Source organism: Prevotella veroralis DSM 19559 = JCM 6290, from assembly GCF_000377625.1.
Classification (GTDB): Bacteria; Bacteroidota; Bacteroidia; order Bacteroidales; family Bacteroidaceae; genus Prevotella; species Prevotella veroralis.
This window is the reverse complement of sequence record NZ_KB898325.1, coordinates 47500-73625: the sequence shown is the minus strand read 5'-3', so window position 1 is coordinate 73625 and position 26126 is coordinate 47500. Positions and strand designations below refer to the sequence as shown.

The following is a 26126-nucleotide window of genomic DNA, read 5'->3' as shown; positions in this document are numbered from 1 at the left end:
TATTAGTTTCAACGAGTGACGGGCAGAATCTTACAATATCTCCTTGGCTATCCAAGCGCACGCCTCCGCATCGGCAAGGGCATGATGATGATTGGTTAAATTGTAACCACATGCAGCCGCAACGGTCTGTAGTTGGTGATTAGGGAGATGAGGAAGAATACGTCGTGCCGCTTTCAACGTATCGAAGAACTCATAGTCGAGGTAATCCATTTGATAAGTCATAAGGCATGCTCGCAGGCATCCTTTGTCGAATGGGGCGTTATGTGCCACCAAAGGTAAGCCTTCAATCAATGGCTCCACCTGCTTCCATACCTCACTAAACACTGGTGCTTCATCCGTATCTGCACGCGTAAGACCATGAACCTGTGTACAACGCCAATGATAGTAATTCGGTTCGGGCTGTATGAGAGAATAGAAACTATCCACTATTTCACCACCTCTAACAATCACAACGCCCACGGAACAGACACTACTCCGTTCAAAGTTCGCTGTTTCGAAATCAATTGCTGCAAAGTCTTGCATAGTTTAATCCTTAAATCTGCTTGCAAAGATACCACTTTACTTTTATTCCTTAAGCCGATCGTAAGTTATTTCCAATCTTTTTCTTACTTTTGCAAAGGCTTCTGACGCCCATAAAGATAAGAACCTATGGAACCCAACAATTCGTTTGCATTATTAGATAAGTATCAAATACCCGTAGTAGAGGCAAGTCATGGATACCATCTTGTGCTGGCATCACCGGGCTGTGGTAAGACACATATACTGGCAGAGAGGATAAGATATGCGAGGGAAAAGGGTGTGAGATACGAGGATATGCTCTGTCTTACGTTCACAAATCGTGCTGCAAGAGAGATGACGAATCGTATTCAGAAGGTTGTTGGAGGCGATAGCACAGAGCTGATGGTGGGTAATGTGCATCGGTTCTGCTCTAAGTTCCTTTTCGAGCAAGACAAGATTCCAGCAGACTCAGCTATTATTGACGATGAGGAAGCCGTGAGTATCATTGCAGACTATCGTAACGAAGATGAGGAAGGAGTAACAAGAGACTTCAATCGATACAAAGGTTATCAGACGATTATCTTCTTCCAGCACTTCATCTATCAGATGGAACACCAGCATCCGTGGAAGTATTACCTCCACCCAGAGAGTTTCACGGATGATGACAGAGAGGCTATCAAGCAGATATGCAAGTCGCAGAAGAGAGAATATAACGAACAAGCTGTGATTGACATCTATCATCATGCACAGCAATACATGGACGAAGCCAATGTGCTAGGACTTGATGCAAAGACTGCCGATAGGATTCGTGTGTTGCTTTGGAAGATGTATTATGCTGGATGTTATGCTCAATACAAAGAAGAGAACCATCTGCTCGACTTCGAAGACTTGTTACTAAAGACTTACGACATTTACAGTACCGATGATACATGTAAGCGTTATAAGTGGATTCAGGTAGATGAAGTGCAGGACCTCAATGGTATGCAGCTCGCAATTATTGACCTGCTCACTGTCAAAGATAATCCTATGGTAATGTATCTGGGAGACGAACAACAAGCAATATTCTCTTTTATGGGTGCCAAAGTGGAGACCCTTACACTACTCAAGATGCGGTGTAAGGGTAATATTCATCATCTGCAACGGAACCATCGTTCACCAAAGTACCTGCTTGATGTCTTTAACGATTACGCAGAAAAACAACTGAAGATAGATCGTGAGTTGCTTCCTGCCTTTGACAATGATGTGAAAGCTAAGCCTGAAGATTTACGAATTATCCATAGTAGTACGATTGACTCGGAACGACAAGAGGTTACAGATATAGCTCGTAACCTTTATGACCAAAACAAAGAAGAACGAACGGCAGTGATAGTCAGTTCTAATTCAGATGCAGATCATATTAGCGAGACAATGGACAAAGTAGGGCTGACACACTTCAAGGTTTCTGGGCGCGACCTCTTTGATACGCCCGATATTAAGCTCTTACTATCTCATCTCAGTGTTCTTGCCAACGAACATAACTCTATTGCATGGACACGTATAATGAAAGGTGTGCGTGCTTTTCCTTCACATGCTTTGGCACGACGCTTCAATTGGAAACTGAAGCAACTCGCACTTTCGCCTTCCGACTTCCTTCTTTATCCTGACACTTGCTACACAGCAGAGTTTCTTAAAGCTTACGATGAAGAAGAAATCGTTGTATTCGATACTGAAACAACGGGCTTAGACGTATTTGCTGATGATATTATAGAGATTGCAGCCATGAAGATTAAAGGTGGGGAAATAGTTGGAGAGCCGCTCGACCTTTATATAAAGACTGACAAGCCTATCTTACCAAAGCTTGGCGACAAAGATAATCCTATGTATGCTATCTATCATGAGAAGCTCTCTGCAGAGGAACTTATCACTCCTCAAGAAGCTTTGCAACGCTTTCTTGCCTACATTGGAACACGTCCTATCCTCGGACATAATGCCAATTACGATTACAATATCATTGACAATTGTTTGCAAAGATATTGCAACGACACACTCAAAGCCCACAAGAACCCATGCTTCGACTCGCTAAAACTGATACGACTATTGGCTCCGAGCCTTCATTCTTATAAGTTAGAATCGCTCTTAGAGACGTTTCAACTGACAGGAAAGAATAGTCATCAGGCTATTGATGATGTAGGAGCAACGGTGAGCCTCGTCCGTCTTTGTGCCAAAAAGGCACGTGAGAAGCAACCACAACAACAGTCTTTTCTCCAACATCCAAAGGTAAAACCATTCATAAATGCCCTTCGTAACAACTATGGAGAACTTTATCTGAATGGTGTCCAACATCTTTATGTATTAGCTACGAACGAAGAACCTGCCCTCGTTCAGGAACTATCGTCTGCTTACAACGCCTTGTATACAGATGGATTAATCAATGAGATTCCTCGGTTAGATTACGTTTTGCGTTATCTGCGCATAGATATGCTGACGGACAACACAATAGAAAATGCGCTTGTTCAGCAACTCTCCCAATATATTATGGATATCAACACACTGAAAGAAGCCGACTTCTGCAATAGTAAGAGTATCCGTGAGCGTGTTTATGTAACGACAGTGCATAAGGCAAAAGGACTGGAGTTTGACAACGTTATTGTCTTTGATGCTGCCGACGGACGTTATCCCAACGCCTTCAACAAGAATAAAAAGCAAGACGAAGAAGATGCTCGCAAGTTCTATGTAGCTATGTCGCGTGCCAAACACCGTCTCTACATTGCTTATTCCTTACAAATGATTGATCGCTATGGTCGCGTGCATAACCGAGAATTGACCCCATTCATGGATGCAATACAGAAGAGGTTTAATTAATATACGTGATTTGGCGATACGAGGATTTTTCACTACCTTTGACGCAGAATAATAAAGTTTGTTTTATGAGTCCAGTATTTAAACGTGAGAAAGGATACACATTTAAAATCTTCTCCAATGAAGAAGAACGAATGCACATACACGTTATTAATGGAGACAATGAAGCAAAGTATTGGCTTGAACCCAAGATTGAATTAGCCAACAATTATGGCTTTTCGCAACATGAACTGAGTAATATACGAAAAATAGTTGAGCAATATGGAAACGACTTCAAGGAATCATTCCATCGACACATCGGTAAGCGTATTAATGATTAACGCACAAGGTATTATGCTGTCTGTTTGTGGCAACGATTATTTCTTATCTTATAATCGTATTCCATGGATGCGCGATGCCAGTATCAATAACGTATTAAATGTAAAGATGTCTGGTCGAAATGCGATTGAGTGGCCGGACTTGAACGTAGATCTTGAGATAGATAGCTTAAAGCACCCAGAACGCTATCCTCTCATTATTAAGCGTAATGAAATGGATTATGTAGGTGCATAACTTCTCGCTATTGAAAGACTGGAACCGCAGGCTCATACACTTTTCCATTCTTATCAACACTTATACATATTGGACGCGATTGCCGACAACCACCACTACGCCTGATATAATAAGTAGTATTGGGGCGCAAAGGAAGCCGTTGCATTCTGAGAGTATCATCATCTCGGACTATCCTACAACTAGATGGAAGATGGTTTATATAAAGTATAGAAGCCTCTCCACGAGCCCAGCCCACATGAGATTGTTTATCAATAACAATGAAATTATCCTCTACGCTATCACCTTCTACATACAGTCCTAACCCACATACACCACCATTATCCACTATGAAAGCTTGTTTATCAACATCCAAATGGAAGTTACTTCCTTCGTTACAGGCTTGAAAGAACAGCAACACTATATGAATGATCATCGTCACGGCGAGGATCGCTATAAATCTCCTGATGTTATGTATATAAAAGGTAGTACGCATAAGCAAAGTACATTATCGGTTGCAAACATACTAAAATCATTGTAAACTTGCAACCTTATAATAAGCTATTGTACTATCTATCAATATTAAAAAATGTCTTTTCTATCGCGCCTTTAGATATGTTTTAATTAAAAAGCATTACCTTTGCCACCAATAACAATTATATTATTAGGATAATGAAGTCAAAGAGATTAATCACAACGGGCTTGGCAATGCTAATGGTAATGTCAGTCTTTGCTACTAACAACGCAGGCGCACAAGACGCAGTGTCAACACTTTTATAGACTTACGATTATGACAAAAGAAAAGTTCTTCACTTCCATGGGATGGGTAGGTATGGTAACATCTATCTTAATGTACATCTTCTATTTTCCACAAATAGAGAATAACCTCGCAGGACACAAGGGCACCTTCATTCAGCCATTCATGGCAGGTATCAACTGCACCTTGTGGGTTGCATACGGACTATTCAAGGACAAACGCGATTGGCCATTGGCTATTGCCAATACACCTGGTATTATCTTCGGCTTCACAGCTGCATTCACAGCACTATAAAACAAGGCAAAAGATAAACATATTACCCTCTCCAATCACATGATTAGAGAGGGTAATTGCGTTTATACACGTTAGGAAGGACTATGAGAAACGATGATAAATGCCGAAGAATAATACAAGTAGAACCATGAAATACCATATTCTCTCCGTACCTTTGTACCATGATTAAGATTACAGAAGCACGAAAAGAACAGGCGGCAGTGATAGCACGAATGATTATGGAGGCTATGAACCACGAGTGCTGCCTGTGGTTTGCAGGACCAGAACATACGTTAGATGAGTTCCACCAGTTGATGACTAAGTTAGTTGAACGTGAGGATTCGCAATATTCCTATCGTAACACACTGGTAGCTATGACGGAGAACAACGATATAGCGGGCGTATGTGTAAGCTATGATGGAGCTAAGCTCCACGAATTACGCCAAGCATTTATAGACGGGGCTAAGCAGGCTTTCGGTAGAGACTATTCCAACATGGAAGACGAAACAGCAGCTGGTGAACTTTATATCGACTCTCTCTGCATCAGCAACAGCTACAGAGGTCAAGGCATTGCCACAAAACTTCTCCGTGCTACTATCGAGAAGGGCGAACGCATGAGCCTACCGACAGGACTATTAGTAGACACTGGCAACCCGCAAGCCGAGCGCCTCTACAAACGCATAGGCTTCACATTTGTAGGTGAGAACACATGGGGCGGACACCCAATGCGACATCTACAGAAACATAACTCATAAGCGTTCCTTTTGTTTCAAACCTTGAAACTATGTGTTCAGAACCCTATTTGCGCTCTTTATCTAATAGGTTTCCGAATTCTTTCTCACCCGTTCCCCATTCCTTTCTCATGCGTCTTGCATCTTTGACTTCCGTATCTTTTATTAGTCTCATCATGATGAAACGAGTGTCTCATCGTGATGAAACCAGTGTCTCTTCATGATGAAACTTGTGTCTCATCATGGTGAGACTAACTTTATATGCGTGTGTCAATGATGCGCAACACGTGAGAAAGGAATGGGGAACGGGTGATAAAGAATGCTGGAACAGGTGGAAAACGATTCGCAAACAGGTGAGAAAGACTGGGCGAGCCTGTTATCACTCTTTCTAACTACCCATACATAAAGATCAGAACAACTATCATTTACTCAGATTATAAGGGCTATCTAATCTATCAAGGCACGTTAAAAACAGCATAAAGGCTTGTTATTTTAAAGGAATAAGACTATCTTTGCAGCAGAAGGAATATAGATACTATAATATAAGAAGGTGATGATTAGCTCCAATATACAACCGCTTATCCATAAGATACAAGGCTTTCTAACCAGTCAGCCCATAGAGCGTGCATGGTTATTCGGCTCATCTTCGCGTGGAGAGGAACATGCACAAAGCGACTTAGATTTGATGGTTAGATACGATCAGCACGCTCGTATCACACTATTCACGATCTCACGAATTATGCTCCAACTAAAAGAACTGACGGGAAAGGATATAGATTTAGTGGAAGAAGGATGTCTACAACCTTTTGCCAGCAAATCGGCTAATCAAGATAAGATTCTTATTTATGAGAGAAAAGATAAAAGATAAGGGACGACTTGAGCATATCCTAAATGCTATCAACACGCTTCTAACCTATAAAGATAGATATCACTTCGAAGATATTAAGGATGACCCCATCGTATTCTTTGGTTTCGTTAAGCATGTTGAAATCATTGGGGAAGCTGTGTATATGCTTACAAAAGAGTTTAGAGCACAACATCCAGAGATAGAATGGGATGTTATTGAGAATATGCGTCATGTCCTAGTACATGGTTATTACACCATAAAACCACAACAGGTATGGGACACGATAGAAACTGACATTCCTGCTCTAAAGCCAGAAATAGAACGACTTATCAAAGAAGAAGAAGAAAGACTATCACCATGAAATCACATTATTTATTTGCCTATCTCTACCCTTTATAGTATCTTTGCACGCGCAATAGGTTCATTAACATTACATGATTAAAAAGGGAAAGCGGTGAGATTCCGCTACTGTCCCGCAGCTGTAAGTTGTCTGTCACAGGTAAACATAAGCCACTGATAACGAATGATTGGGAAGGCGTTTACCTTCTTTTGGATAACAAGTCAGAAGACCTGCCATTGCAAGTCATTGCATCTCTCGAGGAAGGGCACTGCATAGAACCTTTATGATACATAATAAGAAGATGAGGCAACTGGCTTCTTTCTTTCTGTTGTTATGCCCTTTGAGTATGACAGCACAAACCGTAACCAATGATTCCACACAGACGATAGATGAGGTGGTGGTCAAAGGCTTCCGCATTCCTGGGAATGTATTGGCAAGTACACCGATACAGACTCTGTCACACACGGATATGGAGCATCTCGGCATACACGACATGGGCGATGCGCTGAAACGGTTTGCTGGTGTACAGGTGAAGGACTATGGCGGTGTTGGCGGTATGAAGACTGTCAATATTCGAGGCTTAGGGGCTGGACACACGGGCGTCACGTATGACGGAGTACAGGTGGGCGACTGCCAGAGTGGACAGGTAGACCTCTCCCGCTTCACGCTTGACAACGTCTCACTTGTCAGTTTGCAAATCGGGCAAGAGGACAATATCTATCAGAGTGCAAAAGCATATGCCTCGGCAGGACTCATCAATATCAGTACGTTACAAGGCGTATCCGACCGCAAGCCTCACCTCACAACGACGCTGCACACGGGTAGCTATGGTCTCTTTGCGCCTTCCCTACTCTATCATCAACAGTTCTCACGTTTGGGGATTGGCGCATACACAAGCTACGAAAGGGCTGACGGCGTTTATTGGTTCACGCTAAAGAATGGTATCAAAACCATCCATGAGCGTAGAAACAATAGTGACATACAGACGTGGCGAGGTGAACTGAATATGAACTATCAACTCACGGACAAGCAGACATTGCAGTGGAAGGCTTACGGCTTCACGTCAAATAGAGGATTGCCAGGGGCTGTCATCTATGACAATACTTATTCGGCAGAGCGTCTGAAAGATAAGAATGTCTTTGCGCAAATGCTCTATGAGAACCGATTTAGCAATCGCATCAAGATGAAAGCGGCTGCTAAATGGAATTATGCTTGGTCGCGCTACTCTGATATACCTGCCAGTGGATATAAAGAAGATACCTACCGACAGAACGAGACTTACCTAACAGCGACGCTGTGGACAAATCCATTGCAGGGATTAAACCTTTCCTTTGCACAAGATTATGCGCATAATCATCTGTCCACGACGCTTCCGAAAGCTGCTAACCCTACTCGCAACTCACTGTGGACAGCCTTAGCAGCTAACTATCAGACAGGCTCTTTCAGTGTCAATGCATCTCTCCTTGCAACGAATATCTACGAACGTGTAAAGCAAGGGAACGCTTCAGACGGATTCCACAGACTATCGCCTGCCTTCAGTATGCAGTGGCATTGTCTGCAAGACTTCCGCCTCCGCTTTGGATATAAGGACATCTTCCGTACTCCAACACTCAATGAACTTTATTATACAGGTATCGGCAACCGCCATCTGAACCCAGAGAAGTCACGCCAGTGGAACCTTGGTGCCACTTACTCGCACATCTTTAATCGTACACTCCAGCTTTCCTTGACCGCTGATGGGTATTTCGGCAATGTCACCGATAAGATTATTGCGGTACCAAAGATGTTCTATTGGCAGATGATGAACGCTGGGAAGGTTCGCCAATTAGGGCTGGATGTATCAGCAAACATTGAGAAGAGATGGGGTAATAATTGGTCCGTAAGTGCGACTGGCAGCTATAGTTACCTAAGTGCAACCGATAGGACTGATCCTTCGGAGCTGTCCTATGGAGACCAAATAGCTTATACACCTCACCATTCAGGCTCTGCAAACATATTGATACACTCCCCTTGGCTAGATTTCGGATACAATGTCCTCCTTATGGGAGAACGATATACCTTAGGATATGACATTCCACATAACCGTATGTCAGCCTTTACCGACCATAGCATAACACTCTCTCGGGAGTTCAACATCAATAAGCAGCAATTACGAGTACAGTTTGATGTCCGCAATCTTGGCAACAAGAATTATGAGGTTGTTCGCTTCTATCCAATGCCAGGCACCAACTGGCGACTGTCTGTAAGCTGGGAGCTTTGAGTAAAGAACGATTAAGTAAAACCAATTATAAACAAAACAATGAAGACAATGAAAAAGAATCTACTTGCGTTAGGCATTATCCTCATGTCTGCGCTCACATTCACTGCTTGTAGTGATGACAATGGCTATGATGATGGTGTCCAGCCAAGCCTGTCAAGTACTAACACCTACATTCCTTGTGCTGGTAATTACATGAAGAATGACGGCACCGTAGGTCTGCTTGACTATAATACGGGGAATCGTCCCAATGCTCCATTCCTTTATTATGACGCATATCAGGCACAGAATGGTACAGGGATTGGCGATGCACAAGACCTTATCATCGTTGGTAACAAGATTATCGTTACAAGTACAAGTTCGTCAAAGCTTGAAATTCTTAACCGTTTAGGGAAATTAGAGCACAGAGTGAAACTCCATAACACACAACCAAGATTCTTGGCTACAGATGGTAAGTACGTCTATTTCTCTGCTTATACGGGTAAGGTATATAAAGTAAACCCCAATGACTATAAGAAAACCATTATCGATTCAGTTATCGTTGGCTCACATCCAGAGGCTCTCTCTGTGGCTAATGGCAAGCTTTATGTCAATATGAGTGACTATAACTATGATGGAACAGGAAAGTCAGTATCAGTAGTCGACCTCAATACCTTTAAGAAGATAAAGGAACTTCAAGTTGCTTTGAATCCTTACGACCAAAGCTATTCTGTTGATGATAAGGTTTACTTCGCCTCTTCATTCCATGGGGAGGATGCTGCTGTGCAAGTCATAGATGCCAAGACTGACCAAGTCACAACGCTATGCAAAGCCAACATCTTTGGTTATGATAAGACCAAGAACAGATTGATCTGCTTCTCTACCCAATACGACTACACACTTAAACGTTTTGTGGTAAACAAGGCTTTTACTTATGACATTGCCACAAAAGAGCAGAAAGAATTAGACTTAGAAAGGCTCATCTCACCGTCACAGGTTAGCGTAGACAGTAAAGGCTACATCTACGTTATTGACACTCCTAAGTATTCAGAACCCAGCAGAGTGTTCTATTATAGCCCTGAAGGTAAGCTGATTCAAGGTCCTATCCTTGTAGGATATGACGCACACAAGATTAAATTTGCTAATTAAACGACCCTACACTTTCTTAGCAAATCCTTTTCTCATCCCCTGCAAACAGTACTATTTACCCCCCTCTCCAGTCGGAGAGGGGGGCGGGGGTGAGGCTTTTTTTCTTCTTTTCCTTGCCCATTCCATTTTATCTTATTACCTTTGCGCCCGTTGAGTGAGAATTAACTTATTAATAATGATGTTACAAACAACGAATTTCAATCAAGCTAACGTTTGCGCCTTATGTAATAAAGGTGTAAATGCACGTGCTATTGCTTTGGATTCTTTAACATCTCAGAACGAGAAAAAGATAGCAAATTATTTGGTAGTTCCAAATATTTGTATACTCTCTCTAGTAGAGCAGACGTAAATAACACATTTTTTCTTCTCGCGTACGCGCGCGCGAAGCGTGCCGTAAACCCTGTAAACAAAGGACTTCTAGGAGTTTCCTTTGTTCTTTTTTTGTGTCCGTACCTAAACCGAAATATAGAAAAGTTAAGCACGAAATAACAAATATTTTAATCAATTAAAGCAATGAGAAAAAAGCAAGAAAAGAAAGATTATGAACGCCCCGAGTGTGTCGTCCATGAAATGGAGACAGAAACATTTATCTGTACATCAGTTACGCTTGATGCGCCCAATTCTAGTAAAGATTGGTGGGATGCCGAGGAGGAGATTGATGGAGGAGAATTGGACATTTAATCATTTAAATTAGAAGACAATAAAAAAAAGAAGTAAAACTATATTTAACCTGTTAGTAGCAGTCTGCTCAATAACGGCTATCTCATGTAACAACGATGTTCTTGAAGAGAGGACAAATAAAGTTGATTTGTCCCAAATAGAGTTCTCATTAACAGATGCAGACTTTCAGCCAGAAGTTGATAATGCTAGTACACGTAGCCTAAAGGAGACAGTTAAAGACACTGTAAGTTTAGGAGATGGACTGACAGCGGAAGTAACAGTTGAACCTGATACAGCTGTAACGAAATCACCCAAAACACGTGCTATTAGTAATGGTCATTATACGATGTTGGCTTATGACATGAGTGGTAATTTGAAAGGAGTATTGGAAGGTTCTGTGTCTGGAAGTATTTTCACTCCCGCTTCAGGAAAACCAGAGAATATCCAGTTGACACCAGGTACTTACACCTTTGTTTGCTATAATGATAAGGTCACACGCAATGGAAATGATTTGACTGTAGCTATTGCAGATGCAGAGACGGCAAGAATAGGTAGAGCCGAGAATGTTGTTGTCAGTGGAAAGAAGCAGAAGATTCCTTTCGTAATGAAACATGCAGGATGTAAAGTTAGATTTCAATATTACATACCAGCATTAGAAATATATCAGTCAGAAGATGTAAAAGCTTCCGTTTCCTCTGATATTGGTAGTGTGCCAACAACTGTAACGATGAATGCTTTTGCTACAAATGTATCTTATAGTTCTGGTACAATAACGGGGATACCGCTTGGTGTATATAATAAAACTCAAGAAGGTTATAATAATGTGAACGGTTGTATCGGGGCTTCTGGTGAAGTGTATATGTTGCCATCAACAAATAGTTCTAATTTTACTCTTAATTTTAATTCTGGGCAGATTTGGGAGACAGAGTTTACTGGTAAATCTATCAAAGTCCCAACTTCAAAGGTTATGAAGATGAACGGATCGTATGTTGTTAAATTTAAGATATTTACGAAGCCCTATTATCTTTTCAGCGATGGAACGGCAGGTCTTATTGCTAAGCATCCTGGAAAAACTCCTATTGGATTAGTGGTTTATAGACCCATGCATCTTGCAATGGCATTAAAAGATGTTGATGCAGGAACTACTTATCAGTGGAATTCTCTTATTGGTGCTATTAATAACAATGATGAAAAAAACTCTAGTGAACATCCTGATGATGTATATTCCTTGTTAACGGAACCCTCTATTAATAGTGATCCTGGGGATTATGCCATATCATATCAAGGATTTATGACCCCTTCTACAAGTGAGGTTAAGGCTAATTAGACAAATTTCCCAGCTTTTTATGCAGCAGCTCACTTCACTCCTGGTGTCCCTGTAACTGGGACAAATATTAACCATTGGTTTTTGCCTACAGTTTATAGTTGGAGGCAACTTTTGCAGCATTATGGTAAAAAAATATTAGGATATTACTTCCGGTCATGGACTGACGAATTTGATTATTCATCTTCCTCAATAGCTTCGCTCTTTACTTCTGTCGGCGGAACAGCACCTACAGGTATGTATTGGACGGGACGTGAATATGAGGACACAAGTAGTGGTGCCCCGCAATATTATGGTGTTGCTATGTTCTTAGATAATAACAAGGTCAGTATTTGGAAATCTGACAAATGGGATTCAAAAAAGGTTCGTCCTTTTATCTATTATTAGCATTTATCTATTTGAGTACAGATAATCTATAAAACTACAGGCGGTCAGCTTTGACCGCCTACTAATAAACAATAATTATTAACATGCTGAGGAGCGGAATAGGAAGCAGAGCATTACAAAGTCCGTGCCAAAGTAGTCGTAATTCTGAAGGCTACGGAAGTAGGACTTGTAGGGCACGGGTATCGGACCCGTGGGGCACAGATTGTACTTCCGTGCCCCACGAAAGTACATTTCGTCGATGTTAACAATTACGCTCCTCTGCTTAACAATCTTTTACTTATGGGATTTTACAAGAAAACCAAAATGAATGTGAACGGAAAATGGTATGCAAAGTCCGTTCTAGTGATGAGTCCAGTTTCAACCGAGCAGGTTGCAAAACGTATAGCCGCTGAATCAACGGTTAGCCCTGCCGATGTGCGCGCTGTGTTGACAGCACTGGGCGGTGTAATGGGCGATTACATGTCGCAGGGTCGCTCGGTGAAGCTTGATGGCGTAGGCTCGTTCTATTTTACAGCAGTAACAAGTAAGAATGGCGTAGACAAACCAGAAGATGTAAACGCAACCCTGATTCGTGGTGTGCGTGTCCGCTTTATTCCTGAAACCCGTTATCGTGGTGCTGGTAAAGGGCGTATTTCCACTCGTGGTTTGTCAGATGTGGATATTGAGTGGGAAGAATGGAAGGGAGAAGAGAAAGGAAAAAAGAAAAGCCTCACCCCCGAACCGAAAGAAAAGGAGAATAAAGAAGAGAATGAACCAGTAGCAGGTTAGGAAAGAAGGCCTCCCCAAGCCCCTCCAAAGGAGGGGATGTCCTTATTGCATACAGTTTGAAACGATGAAAGTATGTAAGTAGGGTTATGGACATCCCCTCCTTCGAAGGGGCTTGAGGAGGCTTTTACCACGGGAGCATTTTTTAGATTGATTCAGGGTATCAATCGTTCTGTAATAAGACAACTCGATTATATTAATTGTGAAATTAATGTCTTTCAAAACTAGTGTATTAATTTGGTTCTCTCGCTTCCGTGGTACGGCCCCACCGCCAGCCCCTCTCCTACAGAGAGGGGGCGCCTAACGGGGTGAGGCTTTTGTGTGAGACAGAAGAACATGGGCTTTGAAGACAGAGTAACAGATGAATACAAGACGTTAGTAACAGAGTTTTTAGACAGAAGGACAGAGAGACATATTATTTAATGACATAAGTTTTGAAGACAGAGTAGAGGAACGGAATACAAAAGATTATAGGAACTGATTTACTTGCTTTGAAACGAGTGAATGGCATATAAGAATTGGAGGATGTGTTCAATTAAGGCTGAACACATCCTCCAATTCTTATTTGATAAAAAGGGTTAGAGCGAGAGTTGTCTTTCCCTATTCCTAATTTACAACTCTTACAACGGAGTTGTGAAGATAAACGTACGGATAACCCAATAAGAGAGAATACCACAGATATAGCCCAAGAAAGCTATCCACGAAATCTTCTTCATGTACCAACCAAAGGTTATCTTCTCCAATCCCATTACGACAACACCTGCTGCAGAACCAATGATAAGGATAGAACCACCTACTCCAGCACAATAAGCCAAGAGCTGCCAGAAGATACCATCAACGGCCATGTCGCCTGTTGCCTGAACAGGATACATACCCATACTACCTGCAACAAGTGGGACGTTGTCAACAATAGACGATAATACTCCTATGATACCCGTCACTGCATAATGATTACCTTGGAAGAAACTGTTTAATCCTCCACCGAGTTCGTGTAATATACCCACTTCTTCAAGACAGGCAACAGCCATCAAAATACCAAGGAAGAAGAGGATTGTTGACATATCAATACGGCTCAACAGATTGGTGACACGCTTTGAGAAGTCTTCGCTATCGCCCTTAGCACGATGTAGATTGCGATAAAATATCTCTGTAATCGTCCAAAGAATACCTAATACAAGGAGGATTCCAACGAACGGAGGGAGGTCTGTGAAATAATGGAATACTGGTACGAAGCAGAGTCCACCCACACCAATAGCAAAGATTATCTTGCGTTGTGAGCCATTGAACTCTAATAGTTCTGTATCACCAGAGTGATCAGTCTCTAACATATCACCACCTAACTTGCCCTTTAATAAGAACTGAAGAACAAAGGCAGGGATAATCATTGATATAAGAGATGGAATGAAAATCTCGCTTATCACGCCACCAGCTGTTATCATTCCCGCATTCCACAACATGATGGTTGTCACATCACCGATTGGGGAGAAAGCACCACCCGAGTTGGCGGCAATGATAACCAATGACGCATAAATCATACGGTCCTTATGGTCTTGAACGAGCTTGCGGAGAATCATAATCATCACAATACTTGTTGTCAAGTTGTCCAAGATAGCTGAAAGGAAGAAAGTCATGAAGGCTATCTTCCATAATAGACTACGCTTTGACTTAGAGCGCATCACGTTCTTTACCCAGTTGAAACCGCCGTTCTGATCAACAATCTCAACGATTGTCATAGCTCCCATAAGGAAGAAGAGCGTAGTTGCCGTGTCTCCAAGATGCTCCGTTATCAACTTGTTGGCAAATGTAACTAACTGATCGCCCATACCCTTAAACTCTGGGTGCATCAGTTGCACAAATGGTGAAGGGTCGACCATATAAAGAACCCAACAGAAAACAAACATCAACAAAGCAACTGCAGCTTTGTTGATTTTCGTCAGACTTTCCATCGCTATGAGTGCATACCCCAAGACGAAGGCGACGATAATAGAAATCGTTAGTGTAGACATAAATAAAATTGATTCGATTATTCTTTGGCGCAAAGGTAAGCAAAAGAAGTGAGTTGGCAACATAAACTATTCAAATTAATTCAGCGAATGAATGTCAGATTCATCAAATTGTAGTATCTTTGCCAATATTCAAACACTCAACACGAATGAACGACGAAATACAATCCCTTGTTGAACAACTCAACGCTGCATCTGATGCTTATTATAATGGCAGAGAAGAAATCATGACCAACTATGAGTGGGATGCAGCCTTTGACCGATTAAAGAAGTTAGAAGAGGAAACGGGAATTATCTTACCAGATTCCCCTACACAAAATGTATCTGCTGATAATCTTACTGGTCAGAAAGAAGAACATGAGTTCCCTGCTCTCTCACTTGCAAAGACAAAGAAGGTGGCAGAACTTGCAAGATGGGCAGAGAATAGACCTATTTGGCTCTCATGGAAGTTAGATGGTTTGACACTAGTTGTTACATACGATAATGGGAAACTAACAAAGGTTGTCACACGTGGTAATGGTCACATTGGAACAAATATTACCCATCTATCTAAGGCTATTGACGGAATCCTACAGGCAATACCCTATAAAGGACATCTTGTGATTCGTGGTGAAGCTGTCATCAGTTATCCTGATTTTGAACAGTTTAACATGGAAGCAGAGGAAGAATATGCCAACCCACGCAACCTTGCATCAGGTTCATTGACGTTGAAGAACATCAATGAAGTGAAAGAACGTCATATCCGTTGGATTCCGTTTACCCTTGTCTATGAAGAAGAAGAGATTATCTCATGGGGCAATCGTATGGCATGGCTAGAACAACAAGGCTTTAAGCCAGTAGACAGAGAACTCATTGAGCAGCCCACAGAGGTAAATATCCAAGTAGTCATCGATCGTTGGACAGAACGGGTAACAGGCAAGAGTTCATCGCCTTTCCCCTATCCTGTTGATGGCTTAGTCATCACATACGACGATGCTGTCTACGCTGCAACAGGTTCGGTGACAGGGCATCATGCGACACGTGCTGGTTATGCTTTCAAATGGCAGGATGAGAGTGCGGAAACAGAATTAGAATATATAGAATGGTCTTGTGCAGCCTCAACCATATCTCCCGTTGCCGTATTCAAGCCCGTTGAACTAGAAGGAACAACTGTAAAGCGTGCTTCGCTCTGTAATATCTCCGAATGTGAGCGATTGGGGATTGGCGATAAGGGAACAAAGATAGCTGTTATCAAAGCAAATAAGATTATCCCAAAGGTAATCAATGTTGTTGAGCGATTGGGCGTATTTCATATACCTGAAGTTTGCCCTGTATGCCAATCAGCAACAGAGGTAATAGAGAGTGAGAATAGTGGAACAAAGACGTTGCATTGCACCAACACGCATTGTCCTGCAAAGCAACTCAAGAAGTTCGGACGCTTTGTTTCAAAAGAAGGAATCAATATTGATGGACTATCCGAACAGACAATACAGAAGTTTATCAATCTTGGTTGGGTACGTGAATATGCAGACTTATTCCATCTCAACAACCATGCTTCAGAACTACGAACAATGGAGGGATTTGGAGACAAGAGCGTTAGCAAGTTACTTACAGCCATTGAGAAAGCTCGTAACGTGGAAGCGCATCGCTTACTCTTTGCATTAAATATACCACTTATCGGGCGTGATGTTTGCAATCGTTTGTTATCGGCTTATCAAATAGCAGACCTATTCCATACAGCTACTGAAGCTACTACCGAAGATGTCTTCGCTACTATTGCAGGCATTGGTCCAGAAAAGAGTGCTAGCTTTGTTAGATGGATGAAGGATAAAGATAACTATTCAATGCTGCAACAGCTATTAGTAGAACTCAATATTAGTCAGTCTTCATCTGCGCCAACTGGTAATAGTTGCGAAGGACTAACGTTTGTTATCACTGGCGATGTGCATCATCATAAGAATCGTAATGAACTGAAGGCTTACATTGAGAGTCAAGGGGGCAAAGTAACAGGTTCTGTCTCTAAATCAACCAGCTTCCTTATTAACAACGACGTAGAAAGTTCTTCTGGCAAAAATAAAAAGGCAAAGGAGCTCTCTATTCCAATTATCTCTGAGGAAGAATTCATTGCTCGATTCGTGCAGATGGACGAGAATAAACTCGCCTTAGAATCCTCTCCAATCACCGAAGGATCACTATTCTAAAACATCTTCTTTTTGATATGATTCTATTACATAACAATTTAATAACTTCTTACAACCTTACCAGCATGAAGATTGACCGACGAAAAATAGTCTTATTGATGGCTTCGCTCATTTGTACAATACTCTCTGCACAAACCAAAGGAGAGTATATCTCTACTCATTTCAAACGTGGAGATTCTATTCAATATGTCTATAAGCTTTCAGTAAAAACGACAAATCCAACTACAGGGAAGCCCATAGACTTTCCTGATGACATCTATGAAAATCTAGCTTGTAGTTCTGTATGGTCCTACTACCTCTTAAATGAAATAAAAGATTCCTACGAATCAAGGTTCACATTAATAGTAAGGAATGTAACTCCTCAGACTTATACCATGAGGTTGCTGGTTCAGCAAAGTCCTTATAGAGATAAAGACCATGACAAGTCGGATGTAGTCTTTGCTCAGTTTGCTAAGGAGTTCCTAAAGGAACATGGGCTACTAATCACCTTTAATGCAGACATGACTAATTACATGCTTACTAATCCTAAAGACTTAATAAGCGATTTTATAGATTACGTCTATGCACATAAAGGAGAGAATCAGCTTACTACAGACATGTTTGCAGACGTTTCAAAAGAAGAAGTAAAGAAAGATATTAGTACCCTTGAGAACATAAACCCCTTTATTTCACTAATTATAAACCTCTCAACTCCAGGTCTTAGTATAATACCCAACATCTACGCACGTGAATACAAGTCAGGAATACATCATAATGAACTTGAAGATAATCAAAGACTGCAAAACACCACTAGTAACATAACAAAAGATGAAACTGGTAACACGAAAGCTATATTTACTCTCACAAGTTCAAGGGGGCAATCGTCACAATCCAAGCTAAAGAACAAATCTAATCCTCTCAACATAAAAGAAACTATCTCTTTCAACCCAGAAGGCTGTTTAACAGAATATACGAGGGATGTTACTTCTAGACAACCCCAATCACTGATAATTTCACACGAATCACTTGTTAGAGAATAAAAAGGCAAATGCCCCAACACGATTCTCACTAAATATTAATCAATAAGGTATGAGTACATCACAATATTCCTCCCATACAACATTACACTCAGAGCACAAATCATACATGAGTTTCTGGATTTGGCTTTGTCTTACTTTTATTTCACTATCAGTTTCAGCCCAAAACGCAATAGAAATAGGTGATGAAATTAGCTATGAGTTTACTAACTCATGGTCATACTCTGCCAAAGGGGACGAAACAGACTATGGAGAACAATTATTCAAGCCTACAGGTGAGAATAATTTACTCCTTCCTTATACTTCACTCTATGAATCAACCCCTGATAGTGTCTACTCCAGTTTCACATTAACAGCTCTCAGTTCTTCCGCTTATGGGACTGTCTTCCGCTTGCATATCAATCAACCGTGTTATCCACTAGACAATCAATATGCCTCTCTTGACTCTGTCATCCAATTCATAACACAACATGACATTATCCTAGCCTATAATTCATCATTAGATCAATACATCATTTGTAACTCACATGAGCTTTATCCATCATTCTCTAAACTTCCAAAGTCTGGGATTTCATACAGGATCTTAGATAAGGAGCATGACTCATTCTCTGACATACTAGTCAAAAACAACAATACAAGGTCTTTTGAGATTCTTAAATACTTGATTAATGTTATTTGCCCAGGATTAAAACTTGCTATTATGGCACAGAGTATTCCTTGGCAAGACAAGGTAACTATCACCGGGCACCCATTAGATGGGAGTAGTCGGACAATGAACTACTGCAACACAACCGATAAGGTTTCAGACGAGAATTTCTACAGGGACATAAAGAGTGAAGAATATGTCAGCGATTATATGTTTGATTATTTCAATGGAAATTCAGAAGGAGAGATTGATTCCATAGAAGTCGACTCTATATCAGATGATAGTACAGAATATGAAGCGGTTTGTGATACAGCCATAGCAGAAGTAGTGGATGATGACACAGACTCTGTTGTCATAGATACTGCTGAAATTGACAATGATTGTGATTCGCTAACCGAAGATTTTCATCCACTCTATAATAAGATAAAGATACATATCACCCCCGATGGATTTGCAGCTGAATACAATATAACTAGCACTATCAAATTTGGAACGGCTCTGTGGGAACGCCGAATAAGATTACGCAGAAAGAACAACTAACTAAAAACAAAAGGGTTCACAACCATTCTTGTGAGCCCTTTTAAGTTTACTATTCAAAGAACTTGTTTATTCGTCAACTCCAAAGCAAGACACAGAAAGCTTACTATCTACTCTGTTAGGATTACTAATACTAACACAATATTCTCCTGAATCGTCTATATCGACTGTAAGCAACAAAGAACTATTACCATATCGTTTATATGTAAAATCCTTTTCTTGTCTATTATAACCACCATAAGTTATTTTACCTGTTAATTCATTTTGCCTTGCTAAAGACAACTTACGAGTTTTACTTACAGAAAACTGTGAAACCTTAACAAAAGATTTTGGATCTTCATTTACATCTGGAACTCTTATGAGAATAACTACTTTCCCTTTAGGAATCCTTACAGGAGAAGCTTCTGGCTTTACATATAGTTTACTTTCTGGTCCCCACAACTGGTCTTTTATCTTAACTTGACCAATAGCTCTTTCCATTTTTATATATGTTTTATCTTCTAAATTACATATAAAGGCATCACCATTAAACTCTGGTTCAGGAAATATAAGACTAGTAGAATTCTGATTGGCAGTTTTTTCGTCTGTAATATCTATTCGCCCAAGAATAGAATGCTCTACATAGGCAACCCTTGCCTTCTCTATATCAAACTCTGTTCCAGCCCTCATATAAATTATGGTATTTCCTTTTAGACTCAATATAGAATCAACATAAAATCCATCTTTCACTAAAGGCTTAATAAAATTTTTAGAACTTTGAGCATTAAGAGACATAGTTGCCAACAAAGCTACCAATAATATGAGAATCCTTAAGTTTTTCATTCGTAAAATTATATCAATGAATAAATCTTATTATTGAAGATATTTTTAGAACGTCCACTTAGCAGCAATAGTTGGGATAGCGTAGAAGCGGTTATTCTTACCCTTATCGTTATAAACGAAGTTGTTGCTAAGCTCAACCTCTGAACCTAAGGACAGATTTACATTCTTCATTCCCTTTAGTGTGTTAAGGTTAAACCAGAACTGTGGCTCTGAAATCATGATTAACTTGCCCTTTACATTCGGATCATACCAGACATCGCAGAAGCCATCAAATGTGCAAAGACCCTTTGCAAAGGTGGTACTCCAAACTTCAGTCAACTGAAAACCACTAAAGGGATGCCAACCTTTATTAGCGTTCTTGAAATAATACTTATACATTAACTGAACGCTGAATGTCTTTGAGAAATCCTTTGAAGCCCAGTTCCAAGCACCACCCAGGAGAACTGCATGCTGATAACGATTACCTACATAATTACCATCTTTCAAGTTAGTTCCAGCACCACCATTATACTCTACATGGGCTGCCCACTGCTTGTTCTTTGAAAGATTAAACTCACGAGCGATCTCCCAATAAGCACCAATAGCACCATCGCGTTTATAGTCGATATCGGTAAACATGAAAGTAGAACCCCAGGTATCAGGTTTAAACATCTCAACAGTAGTCGTTACCGACATGCGCGAAGAGAGATCTTTGTAAAAACTGTGTCCTAAGTCATAATGAACTTGAACGTTTTGTGCCATAGCACCACTAAAAGCTGCCATCAAGAGGATGGCGAGGGAAAAGAATCTTTTCATATTGTTCTTAAGTTATTATTAGAAAACTGCTGCAAAGTTACAAAAAAAACTTAATGTCTCAACGCAATAGTAAAATAATACTTAACTTTGTAACACTTATGAGAATAGATATTATCACCGTTTTACCAGAAATGCTGGAAGGATTCGTGCATGAGAGCATCCTTGCCAGAGCCGAAAAGAAAGGACTTGCAGAGATTAGGCTTCATAACCTTCGTGATTATACAAAGGATAAGTGGCGCAGAGTGGACGATTACCCATTCGGCGGACAGGCTGGAATGGTTATGCAGATTGAACCTATTGATAATTGTATTAGTGTTTTAAAGGAAGAGAGAGATTATGACGACGTTATCTTCACCTCTCCCGATGGCGAACAATTCAATCAAAAGATAGCCAATGACTTATCAATGGGGGGTAACATCATCATTCTTGCAGGTCACTATAAGGGGATTGATCAGCGAGTACGTGACCATCTCATTACACGTGAAATTTCTATAGGCGACTTCGTGCTTACGGGTGGCGAACTACCTGCTGCCATCATTGCCGACGCTGTGGTTCGACTCGTTCCAGGTGTTATCAGTGACGACCAAAGTGCGCTCTCTGATTGTTTTATGGACGATATGCTTTCCGCTCCAATCTATACACGCCCACGCAGTTATAAAGGATGGGATGTACCAGAGATATTGCTAAGCGGTAATGAAGCTAAGATCAAGCAATGGGAATTCGATCAAGCTATGGAGCGAACAAAGCGGTTACGTCCCGACTTACTAAAGGAATAGAATCAATACAACTCAAAGTAAAAGCAATATTATGGAACAAATTAAAGAATTACCCAAAGTAGGATTTATAGAAGCTGTTAAAAGAATCTTCACGAGAGCTTTGAAACTAAACACTCGTAGTCGTCGCTCTGAATTTTGGTGGGGGGCGTTGTTTCTCCTCATTGTCAGCTATTTATGCGATTTTATCCCAGTCATAGGTCGTTATCTTAACATCGTTTTAATACTCCTGAACTGCTCTATGACTATTCGTCGTCTGCACGACATAGGCAAAAGTGGATGGTGGCTCTTAACGACTATCATCATTGAAGCTATTGGCATATCTCTCATGCTTCTGGGAATAGGGACAACGAACATTGACGCTCTCTTCGGCGATATAGACACTATGATACCTTTAATCAAAACAGCTATGGGCGGTGGAATTGCCATCTTCGGTATGCTAATCTGGTTTGTTAGTCTCGCTTTCAGCTTTATCATATTTGCATTTACAACAATGGATAGTCAAAGAGAAGCTAATAAATATGGTGAATCTCCGAAGTATGTAACCCAGAATATAACCGACTAACTATCACGAAGGGAGATATACCTCTTTGAAATTATATACTCAATTCACTTTATAAGGATTCCTCACAGCAATATACCTGTGAGGAATCCTTTATTTTTACCCATATAGACAGAGAAGATAGCGTTATCTTCCGCCATTCAATTAGACTACAATCTTACTCCTAATACCCATGCGAGGCACCTGTAAGTTAATGTACGATAGCACTTATACTTGACATCGCATCCTCCTTAGCCTTTATCAACCGAATTATACAAGTTTGTATAACGAGTTATACACGTCTGTATAATCAGTTATACACGTCTGTATAATCAATTATACACGTTTGTATAATTAGTTATACACGCCTGTATAATTCGCTATACAAACGTGTAGAACTCGATAGGTCTTATAGGAATACTATTGTACTGCTTATATAAGTATTATCGTATTACTTATATAAGCAGAAAAGAACTTATAACTGAAAGGCGAAGACTGTGCTTACTTATAACGTTTCATGCGCATAAGCACGGGATAATGCTCTTCATAGCGATCGAACTCAATGCTCTGCCCGTCATAACCATTCTCGGTAAAGGCATCACGGACGTCCTGTTGTTCTTCTTCGGTGATGGCACGGAGTTGTTCCTTAACATGATAATAGGTAGCTGCACCGAAGCATTGCATAACGCTCAGTCGGACGCCACGCAAATCAGAGGTACGCACGTTGTCAAAGATGTGTGAGATTCCCCAAGCATAGCGTTCCTTGCGGTTAGATATAAAGAGCGGACAATTAGGCTTGCCCGTTATCACGTTCGGATTGGTTACCATATAACGATCTCGTGTGCAATTTGCAAGCATCTGATAGGCTACGTAGCGGAAACATTCATTTGCTTTTCCACAATGAGAGCCAGGGCAATGAGCAAAATCAATGTCTAAAAGGTTATATTCCTCTTGTGTCATAATACTATTATTTTAAATTGTAATGGTTAGTTCTTAACAGATACAAAGGTAATGATAATTTCTTACATAATGGCAAATAATTCGGACTGATAATTTGATGTGAAGAGCTTCCTATAGTTGTTCAACGAAACTACTCCCACTACCCGACATGCTCCTTTATAAAGTCTTCGCCTAAGCGGAATCCTTCTTCATAAAGATCTTCGAGCTTGTTGACATCCTTCTCCATTCTACCGACAACAACGGGCTTCTCTGGACGAATGACGAGTATCTTTCCTTGTTCTTCTAACTCGTCAATCAAATCTAACTGACGATTATACACCTCTATACGATGACTTAATGCGACGCGTAGGCGGGGGTAATTACGATAGATAAACTTAGGTTGCTTATAGTCTTTACCCTTATCTCGCCATCCTTTATTACGTGTGCAAATCACTACGTTTGTTTCGTGTCCAGTCTCTATAGAGTGTTGAACAGGAATGGAATCAACGATACCACCATCCAACAAAGGTTTGCCATCTATGGTGACAATCTTACTTACATAAGGCAAACTGGAGGATGCCCGTGCTAACTCATTTAATCTCTTCGCATTGCCCTCAGTTTCGGTAAGATATTCAGCTAACCCAGTCTCACAATTCGTTACAACCATCTCATAGACTTCGCCTAACTTACTTTGACGGAAGTACTCATCATAATCGAAGGGAACAAGCTCAAATGGAAACTGCTTATACAACAACTCAGGATTAAAAATGCAGCCCTGTGTTACCAAATGGCGCAAGCCTATATAATCATACTTGGCAAGCATATCTATGTTAGAAATACGTGCACGGCGGGGCTGTCTGCTCATATATGACAAGCCGTTACAGGCACCTGCCGATACAGCTACGACATACTTAAAACGAAGATTATACTTCATAAAAGCATCCAATACACCCGAGGTAAATACTCCTCGCATGCCACCTCCTTCTAATACTAAGCCCGTATTCCTATCAATTTGCATAAAAACTCGTTAAAAAACAACTGCAAAGTTAATAACTTTCAAGCAAAAATAACTATCTTTGCAATCAAACCATCTAATTTATTGAAATATGTTTAGCAAAGAAACTTATGTAAACCGCCGAGCAGAGCTAAAGAAGCTCGTAAAGAGTGGTATCATCATTCTCTTTGGCAATAACGAATCACCTGCAAACTTCCCTGCAAATGGTTATTATCCGTTCCGCCAAGACTCGTCTTTCCTCTATTACTTCGGTATGAAGCGTGATGGGCTTGTTGGTGTGATTGATGTTGATAACGACACTGAGACACTCGTTGGTGACGACATCGACATTGATGACATTGTTTGGTATGGAAGTGTTGATTCTGTTAGAGACATGGCCAATGCCGTTGGCGTGGCTAACACAGTAGACATGAAAGGACTCAAGACGATTTGCAACAACGCATTGCGTGAGCACCGTAAAGTCCATTTCCTTCCTCCTTATCGTGCCGATATAAAGATTCAAATCTTTGATCTCTTCGGTATTCATCCTAACCAGCAGAAAGAATCAGCAAGCATGGATCTCATCCGTGCCGTCGTAAAGATGCGTTCTGTGAAGACGCAAGAAGAAATCGAAGAACTGGAGCGTGCTGCCGTTATTGGTTATAAGATGCACACAACGGCTATGATTATTGCTAAACCTGGCGTAACGGAGAAGTACGTTGGTGGACAGGTTAGCGGTATCGCTAGTTCTTACGGTGCAATGGTTTCTTTCCCAACCATCTTCTCACAGCATGGTGAGATTATGCACGGTATCCCATCAATGGCAGTATTGGAATCAGGTCGACTTGCATTATGTGATGCTGGTGCTGAGACCATCAACCACTATTGCTCGGATAACACACGTACTTTCCCAGTAAATGGCAAGTTTACGCAGAGACAATTAGAGATATACAAAGTTGTTGAGGAATGTCATGACGCTGCTTTGAAGTATGCGAAACCAGGAGTCAAGTATGCCGATGTTCACTTTGCTATTTGCCGTATTCTCTTCGATCGCATGAAAGAATTAGGCTTAGCAAAGGGCGATACAGACGCTGCTGTTGCTGCTGGCGCACACGCAATGTTCCTGCCTCACGGATTAGGTCACATGATGGGTATGGACGTTCATGATATGGAATCATTCGACCAGATTAACGTAGGATTCGATGAGGAGACACGCCCTAACCTAGAGCAATTCGGAACGAACTGCTTGCGTATGGGTCGCCGTCTGGAAGAAGGATTCGTGGTAACTGATGAGCCCGGTATCTATTTCATCCCTGCTCTCATTGACGAATGGAGAGCAAAGAAACACTGCGCTGACTTCTTGAACTTCGATAAGCTCGACGAGTATAAAGACTTCGGTGGAATACGTCTTGAGGACGATATCCTCATCACCAAGGAGGGATGTCGCTTTATTGGTAAAGACCTCATTCCTTACCATCCAAAGGATGTTGAAGAGTTTATCGCAGCCAACAGAAAGTAATTGATAACATATAATTAATAATTTCATC

Annotated in this window: 26 protein-coding genes and 1 riboswitch; of the genes, 19 read left to right on the top strand and 7 right to left on the bottom strand. The window is 40.9% G+C overall.

The genetic code is table 11. From position 1 onward, the window contains the following. Window positions 1–30 precede the first annotated feature (30 nt). On the bottom strand, window positions 31–522 hold the full coding sequence (locus D464_RS0100350; protein WP_018909641.1) for a 3'-5' exonuclease: 492 nt from the start codon (window positions 520–522) through the stop codon (window positions 31–33). 126 nt (window positions 523–648) lie between these two features. Here D464_RS0100350 and D464_RS0100345 point away from each other — a divergent pair, with 126 nt between their 5' ends. The 3 genes from D464_RS0100345 to D464_RS0100335 all read left to right on the top strand — a co-directional run bounded on the left by D464_RS0100345 (window position 649) and on the right by D464_RS0100335 (window position 3888). Beyond that, entirely contained in the window at window positions 649–3339 is a 2691-nt protein-coding gene (locus D464_RS0100345) for a 3'-5' exonuclease (RefSeq protein ID WP_018909640.1), read from the top strand. 65 nt (window positions 3340–3404) lie between these two features. Beyond that, window positions 3405–3656 (top strand): DUF4160 domain-containing protein, encoded by a 252-nt coding sequence (locus D464_RS0100340; protein WP_018909639.1) that lies wholly within the window; start codon window positions 3405–3407, stop codon window positions 3654–3656. Beyond that, a complete protein-coding gene (locus D464_RS0100335; protein WP_004382653.1) occupies window positions 3649–3888 on the top strand; it encodes a DUF2442 domain-containing protein in 240 nt (79 codons plus the stop codon). The genes D464_RS0100340 and D464_RS0100335 overlap by 8 nt, the downstream gene beginning before the upstream one ends. A 7-nt stretch (window positions 3889–3895) precedes the next feature. Here D464_RS0100335 and D464_RS0100330 read toward each other — a convergent pair whose 3' ends face one another. Next, window positions 3896–4360: a hypothetical protein gene (locus tag D464_RS0100330; protein WP_018909638.1), complete on the bottom strand. Its 465-nt coding sequence runs from the start codon at window positions 4358–4360 to the stop codon at window positions 3896–3898. A 294-nt stretch (window positions 4361–4654) separates the two neighbouring features. On the opposite strand from D464_RS0100330, the gene D464_RS0100325 reads away from it, so the two are divergent. The 10 genes from D464_RS0100325 to D464_RS0100275 all read left to right on the top strand — a co-directional run bounded on the left by D464_RS0100325 (window position 4655) and on the right by D464_RS0100275 (window position 13336). After that, the gene (locus D464_RS0100325; protein ID WP_018909636.1) at window positions 4655–4915 is read left to right on the top strand and encodes a membrane protein; all 261 of its coding nucleotides are present in this window, start codon (window positions 4655–4657) and stop codon (window positions 4913–4915) included. Between the two features lie 161 nt (window positions 4916–5076). Further along, a complete protein-coding gene (locus D464_RS0100320; protein ID WP_018909635.1) occupies window positions 5077–5649 on the top strand; it encodes a GNAT family N-acetyltransferase in 573 nt (190 codons plus the stop codon). A gap of 529 nt (window positions 5650–6178) precedes the next feature. Further along, window positions 6179–6493: a nucleotidyltransferase family protein gene (locus D464_RS0100315; protein ID WP_024985737.1), complete on the top strand. Its 315-nt coding sequence runs from the start codon at window positions 6179–6181 to the stop codon at window positions 6491–6493. After that, entirely contained in the window at window positions 6471–6833 is a 363-nt protein-coding gene (locus D464_RS0100310; protein ID WP_018909632.1) for a HepT-like ribonuclease domain-containing protein, read from the top strand. The genes D464_RS0100315 and D464_RS0100310 overlap by 23 nt, the downstream gene beginning before the upstream one ends. Before the next feature lie 38 nt (window positions 6834–6871). Continuing rightward, window positions 6872–7064, top strand: a riboswitch (cobalamin riboswitch). A 31-nt stretch (window positions 7065–7095) separates the two neighbouring features. Then, a complete protein-coding gene (locus tag D464_RS0100305; RefSeq protein WP_018909631.1) occupies window positions 7096–9072 on the top strand; it encodes a TonB-dependent receptor plug domain-containing protein in 1977 nt (658 codons plus the stop codon). A gap of 48 nt (window positions 9073–9120) precedes the next feature. Next, window positions 9121–10197, top strand: a complete 1077-nt coding sequence (locus D464_RS0100300) for a YncE family protein (protein ID WP_026284591.1) — start codon at window positions 9121–9123, stop codon at window positions 10195–10197. A gap of 513 nt (window positions 10198–10710) precedes the next feature. Next, window positions 10711–10878 (top strand): hypothetical protein, encoded by a 168-nt coding sequence (locus D464_RS0100290; protein ID WP_018909628.1) that lies wholly within the window; start codon window positions 10711–10713, stop codon window positions 10876–10878. A gap of 127 nt (window positions 10879–11005) precedes the next feature. Further along, entirely contained in the window at window positions 11006–12184 is a 1179-nt protein-coding gene (locus tag D464_RS0100285) for a hypothetical protein (protein ID WP_018909627.1), read from the top strand. A gap of 81 nt (window positions 12185–12265) precedes the next feature. After that, window positions 12266–12568 carry a hypothetical protein gene (locus D464_RS13565; RefSeq protein ID WP_154649570.1) on the top strand — a complete coding sequence of 101 codons (303 nt, stop codon included), beginning with the start codon at window positions 12266–12268 and terminating at the stop codon, window positions 12566–12568. 279 nt (window positions 12569–12847) lie between these two features. Next, entirely contained in the window at window positions 12848–13336 is a 489-nt protein-coding gene (locus D464_RS0100275) for an HU family DNA-binding protein (protein WP_018909625.1), read from the top strand. A gap of 617 nt (window positions 13337–13953) precedes the next feature. Here D464_RS0100275 and nhaD read toward each other — a convergent pair. Beyond that, complete coding sequence (nhaD, locus tag D464_RS0100270; RefSeq protein WP_018909624.1) at window positions 13954–15339, bottom strand: sodium:proton antiporter NhaD; 1386 nt, start codon at window positions 15337–15339, stop codon at window positions 13954–13956. A gap of 146 nt (window positions 15340–15485) precedes the next feature. On the opposite strand from nhaD, the gene ligA reads away from it, so the two are divergent. The 3 genes from ligA to D464_RS0100255 all read left to right on the top strand — a co-directional run bounded on the left by ligA (window position 15486) and on the right by D464_RS0100255 (window position 19718). Beyond that, a complete protein-coding gene (ligA, locus tag D464_RS0100265; protein WP_018909623.1) occupies window positions 15486–17516 on the top strand; it encodes an NAD-dependent DNA ligase LigA in 2031 nt (676 codons plus the stop codon). 65 nt (window positions 17517–17581) lie between these two features. Next, window positions 17582–18535 (top strand): hypothetical protein, encoded by a 954-nt coding sequence (locus tag D464_RS0100260; RefSeq protein WP_018909622.1) that lies wholly within the window; start codon window positions 17582–17584, stop codon window positions 18533–18535. Window positions 18536–18641: 106 nt separating this feature from the next. Beyond that, entirely contained in the window at window positions 18642–19718 is a 1077-nt protein-coding gene (locus D464_RS0100255) for a hypothetical protein (RefSeq protein WP_018909621.1), read from the top strand. A 66-nt stretch (window positions 19719–19784) separates the two neighbouring features. Here D464_RS0100255 and D464_RS0100250 read toward each other — a convergent pair whose 3' ends face one another. Further along, window positions 19785–20537, bottom strand: coding sequence for a hypothetical protein (locus D464_RS0100250; RefSeq protein WP_024985736.1), 753 nt, complete (start codon window positions 20535–20537; stop codon window positions 19785–19787). A 45-nt stretch (window positions 20538–20582) separates the two neighbouring features. Continuing rightward, entirely contained in the window at window positions 20583–21332 is a 750-nt protein-coding gene (locus tag D464_RS0100245; protein ID WP_018909619.1) for a nucleoside-specific channel-forming Tsx family protein, read from the bottom strand. Between the two features lie 98 nt (window positions 21333–21430). On the opposite strand from D464_RS0100245, the gene trmD reads away from it, so the two are divergent. After that, the gene (gene trmD / locus D464_RS0100240) at window positions 21431–22108 is read left to right on the top strand and encodes a tRNA (guanosine(37)-N1)-methyltransferase TrmD (protein WP_018909618.1); all 678 of its coding nucleotides are present in this window, start codon (window positions 21431–21433) and stop codon (window positions 22106–22108) included. Between the two features lie 31 nt (window positions 22109–22139). Continuing rightward, window positions 22140–22670: a DUF805 domain-containing protein gene (locus tag D464_RS0100235; RefSeq protein ID WP_018909617.1), complete on the top strand. Its 531-nt coding sequence runs from the start codon at window positions 22140–22142 to the stop codon at window positions 22668–22670. A 477-nt stretch (window positions 22671–23147) separates the two neighbouring features. On the opposite strand, the gene D464_RS0100230 is transcribed toward D464_RS0100235, so the two are convergent. Next, window positions 23148–23606, bottom strand: coding sequence for a DUF6078 family protein (locus D464_RS0100230; RefSeq protein WP_018909616.1), 459 nt, complete (start codon window positions 23604–23606; stop codon window positions 23148–23150). A 139-nt stretch (window positions 23607–23745) separates the two neighbouring features. Continuing rightward, window positions 23746–24603: a patatin-like phospholipase family protein gene (locus D464_RS0100225; RefSeq protein ID WP_018909615.1), complete on the bottom strand. Its 858-nt coding sequence runs from the start codon at window positions 24601–24603 to the stop codon at window positions 23746–23748. Between the two features lie 88 nt (window positions 24604–24691). Between D464_RS0100225 and D464_RS0100220 the strand changes: the two genes are divergently transcribed. Further along, window positions 24692–26098, top strand: a complete 1407-nt coding sequence (locus D464_RS0100220) for an aminopeptidase P family protein (protein WP_004382681.1) — start codon at window positions 24692–24694, stop codon at window positions 26096–26098. The last annotated feature ends 28 nt before the right edge of the window (window positions 26099–26126 follow it).

Bases quoted from the DNA above. Each gene is read 5' to 3' on its own strand.
- D464_RS0100350 (WP_018909641.1), bottom strand. From the start codon at position 522: ATGCAAGACTTTGCAGCAATTGATTTCGAAACAGCGAACTTTGAACGG.
- D464_RS0100345 (WP_018909640.1), top strand. From the start codon at position 649: ATGGAACCCAACAATTCGTTTGCATTATTAGATAAGTATCAAATACCC.
- D464_RS0100340 (WP_018909639.1), top strand. From the start codon at position 3,405: ATGAGTCCAGTATTTAAACGTGAGAAAGGATACACATTTAAAATCTTC.
- D464_RS0100335 (WP_004382653.1), top strand. From the start codon at position 3,649: ATGATTAACGCACAAGGTATTATGCTGTCTGTTTGTGGCAACGATTAT.
- D464_RS0100330 (WP_018909638.1), bottom strand. From the start codon at position 4,360: ATGCGTACTACCTTTTATATACATAACATCAGGAGATTTATAGCGATC.
- D464_RS0100325 (WP_018909636.1), top strand. From the start codon at position 4,655: ATGACAAAAGAAAAGTTCTTCACTTCCATGGGATGGGTAGGTATGGTA.
- D464_RS0100320 (WP_018909635.1), top strand. From the start codon at position 5,077: ATGATTAAGATTACAGAAGCACGAAAAGAACAGGCGGCAGTGATAGCA.
- D464_RS0100315 (WP_024985737.1), top strand. From the start codon at position 6,179: ATGATTAGCTCCAATATACAACCGCTTATCCATAAGATACAAGGCTTT.
- D464_RS0100310 (WP_018909632.1), top strand. From the start codon at position 6,471: ATGAGAGAAAAGATAAAAGATAAGGGACGACTTGAGCATATCCTAAAT.
- D464_RS0100305 (WP_018909631.1), top strand. From the start codon at position 7,096: ATGATACATAATAAGAAGATGAGGCAACTGGCTTCTTTCTTTCTGTTG.
- D464_RS0100300 (WP_026284591.1), top strand. From the start codon at position 9,121: ATGAAAAAGAATCTACTTGCGTTAGGCATTATCCTCATGTCTGCGCTC.
- D464_RS0100290 (WP_018909628.1), top strand. From the start codon at position 10,711: ATGAGAAAAAAGCAAGAAAAGAAAGATTATGAACGCCCCGAGTGTGTC.
- D464_RS0100275 (WP_018909625.1), top strand. From the start codon at position 12,848: ATGGGATTTTACAAGAAAACCAAAATGAATGTGAACGGAAAATGGTAT.
- nhaD (WP_018909624.1), bottom strand. From the start codon at position 15,339: ATGTCTACACTAACGATTTCTATTATCGTCGCCTTCGTCTTGGGGTAT.
- ligA (WP_018909623.1), top strand. From the start codon at position 15,486: ATGAACGACGAAATACAATCCCTTGTTGAACAACTCAACGCTGCATCT.
- D464_RS0100260 (WP_018909622.1), top strand. From the start codon at position 17,582: ATGAAGATTGACCGACGAAAAATAGTCTTATTGATGGCTTCGCTCATT.
- D464_RS0100255 (WP_018909621.1), top strand. From the start codon at position 18,642: ATGAGTTTCTGGATTTGGCTTTGTCTTACTTTTATTTCACTATCAGTT.
- D464_RS0100250 (WP_024985736.1), bottom strand. From the start codon at position 20,537: ATGAAAAACTTAAGGATTCTCATATTATTGGTAGCTTTGTTGGCAACT.
- D464_RS0100245 (WP_018909619.1), bottom strand. From the start codon at position 21,332: ATGAAAAGATTCTTTTCCCTCGCCATCCTCTTGATGGCAGCTTTTAGT.
- trmD (WP_018909618.1), top strand. From the start codon at position 21,431: ATGAGAATAGATATTATCACCGTTTTACCAGAAATGCTGGAAGGATTC.
- D464_RS0100235 (WP_018909617.1), top strand. From the start codon at position 22,140: ATGGAACAAATTAAAGAATTACCCAAAGTAGGATTTATAGAAGCTGTT.
- D464_RS0100230 (WP_018909616.1), bottom strand. From the start codon at position 23,606: ATGACACAAGAGGAATATAACCTTTTAGACATTGATTTTGCTCATTGC.
- D464_RS0100225 (WP_018909615.1), bottom strand. From the start codon at position 24,603: ATGCAAATTGATAGGAATACGGGCTTAGTATTAGAAGGAGGTGGCATG.
- D464_RS0100220 (WP_004382681.1), top strand. From the start codon at position 24,692: ATGTTTAGCAAAGAAACTTATGTAAACCGCCGAGCAGAGCTAAAGAAG.